Source organism: Trujillonella humicola, from assembly GCF_046233715.1.
GTDB lineage: Bacteria > Actinomycetota > Actinomycetes > Mycobacteriales > Geodermatophilaceae > Trujillonella > Trujillonella humicola.
The window spans coordinates 1-2,304 of record NZ_JBJNRJ010000111.1 but is presented as its reverse complement, the minus strand read 5'-3'; the positions used below and the strand labels follow the sequence as shown (position 1 = coordinate 2,304).

Genomic DNA, 2,304 nt, shown 5'->3' with positions numbered 1-2,304 from the left:
GCTTCAGCCTTGAACTGCGGACTGAACTTCCTCCGCTGCTCGGGCATGAACGCATCCTCTCAGTTCAGAGGACGTGTCCAAGATCGTTGGTACACCCCACCTTCTCCGTGCCGAGCGGTGGCAGGCCACGTGTCTCTAAAGGCGGCTTTAGGGACGCTGGTCAGGAGAGGTCCGCCCAGAGCAGAGAGGCCCCGCTTTCGTCGGGCGTTCGGTACGGGGCCAGGCTGGCGCAGCCGAACTCCCACAGGCACTCGTTGAGGGCGTGGGCCAGGGCGTTGTGTTCGGTGGCGGGCCAGGCGGTGGTTCCGGTGAGGTAGGCGGCGAGCGTGGGTTGTGAATGATTGCCGCCCATCTCGATGTAGCGCCACCACAGGTCGCTGAGAGGCAGGGCGCCCAGCCGCCAGGCGAGGCCGGTCAACGAGCAGGCGCGAATCGACGAGGACTCGCCACCAGGATCGGGTGTGGACACGATGGGGCTCCGCTTCGCGGAGAGGGCTGCGGGGTCGAACCTCGCGGCAGTCCAGGGAGTGGCGTCGTCGACCGCCCACGAGCGGAAAGCCGGGACGAGAACGCCAGCGGCCCCGGTGGGCGGCCGCCGGGAGCCGGTCGTCTGAACGGCGCCAACTCGCCGTGAGCATGGGCCCGACTCTGTGCTCCGCACGCTACGCGCATTTCGGCGCCGTGGTCGGTGAGGCGGCGCGCCAGGGGTGCGCGTGACGGATGGGCCGCGCCGGTCGATCGCGGGCGCGTCCTCGCTGCGTGACCGGCGGCCCTCCGTACGGTCCTCCGCGTGACCTGACGGGTATTTCCACGGACTGCCCAACCCGGCCCGTTCGGCCTACCGTGGGGTGGGTGAACGACGGTCCGGATCGGGCCGACCGTTCGGTGCAGAGCGGCGAGGAACAGCGCCCGGCGCCGGCCTCCGGGAGCGGTCGGGGTGAGGACGGCGCGGGCTCCAACCTGAGCGAGATCATGGGCCAGGTGGCCCGCTCGCTGCAGGAGGAGCACGGCGACGTCGGCGCGACGTTGGAGGCCATCACCACCGCGGCGGTGCGCTCGGTCCCCGGCGCCGATGAGGGCGGCATCACCCTGGTGATCGAGCGTCGCAAGGTCGAGAACCGTGCACCGACCGGCGACCTGCCACGTCAGATCGACGAACTGCAGGAACGCCTCGGGGAGGGGCCGTGCCTGGACGCGATCTACGAGGAGGAGACCGTCCGCATCGACGACATCCGCGCGGAGGACCGGTGGCCGCGGTTCGCCGCCGAGGCTGCCGGCATGGGCGTGGGCAGCATGCTGTCGTTCCAGCTGTTCGTCACCGGCAGCACGCTGGGCGCGCTGAACCTCTACGCCCATGAGCCGCACGCCTTCGACGAGGAGTCGGAGTCGATCGGGTTGGTGTTCGCCAGTCATGGCTCGATCGCGCTGGCCGGCGCCCAGACGGAGGAGCACCTGCGGGCCGCGGTCGCCAGCCGGGACCTGATCGGACGCTCCTATGCCGCGTCAAGGGCTGAAGCCGGGTGCTCCAGGCGTCGATAGAGCTCTCGGGCGATGTAGCGCTTGAGGCAGCGTTTGATCTCTCGATCAGTCTTGCCTTCAGCTCGGCGGCGGTCGGCGTAGGCGCGGGTGCGTTCGTCGCGTTGCAAGCGGGTCATGGTCACGGTGTGCAGGGCCCGGTTGAGTTGGCGGTCGCCGGAGCGGTTGAGCCGGTAGCGGACGGTCTTGCCCGAGGACGCTGGGATCGGGGCGGCGCCGGCGAGCATGGCGAAGGCGGCGTCGTTGCGGCAGCGGCCGGGGTGGGACCAGGCGGTGAGCACGGTGGCGGCCACGATCGGGCCGACTCCGGTCAGTGCGAGCAGGTCCGGCCGCCAGGACCGCACGATGGCGCGGATGGCCTTCTCGTGGTCGAGCGCTTCGGCCTCCAGAAAGCGGATCCGTCGGGCCAGCTCGCGCAGCACCGTGAGGGCGGTGATGACGGCGATGTCGCCGCTGCTGCTGGTCGGGCGCAGCCCGGCGGCTGTAGTGATCATGGTGCGAGTGGTCTGCCCGCGGAATCGGGCCCGCACCGGCTCGGGAGAGGTGATGACCATCGCCTGCAGCTGCCGTTGCGCATCGGTAGCGCCCTCGACCGCGGCGCGTCGTGCGGTCAGGAGCATCTGCAGCGCGGCCCGCTCGGGCCCGGTCTTGGGCTGGGCCAGCCGGGTGCGGGCCAGCGCATCGCGGGCGGCGCGCTCGGCATCGATGGGGTCGGACTTGGCGCCGGCGCGGCGGGCCGGGCGCTTGGGTCGGTCGAGCTCGACGACG

The 2,304-nt window shown here is 71.1% G+C and carries 3 protein-coding genes; 1 reads left to right on the top strand and 2 read right to left on the bottom strand.

Annotated elements, in window-relative coordinates:
* Positions 1–160: 160 nt before the first annotated feature.
* Positions 161–469, bottom strand: coding sequence for a hypothetical protein (locus ACK586_RS25280; protein WP_409333292.1), 309 nt, complete (start codon positions 467–469; stop codon positions 161–163).
* A 512-nt stretch (positions 470–981) separates the two neighbouring features.
* Here ACK586_RS25280 and ACK586_RS25275 point away from each other — a divergent pair.
* The gene (locus ACK586_RS25275) at positions 982–1,539 is read left to right on the top strand and encodes a GAF domain-containing protein (RefSeq protein ID WP_409333291.1); all 558 of its coding nucleotides are present in this window, start codon (positions 982–984) and stop codon (positions 1,537–1,539) included.
* Here the strand turns inward: ACK586_RS25275 and ACK586_RS25270 are convergent.
* A partial coding sequence (locus ACK586_RS25270) for a transposase (RefSeq protein ID WP_409333290.1) occupies positions 1,494–2,304 on the bottom strand: 811 nt, incomplete at its 5' end. The two genes, ACK586_RS25275 and ACK586_RS25270, sit on opposite strands and share 46 nt — an antisense overlap.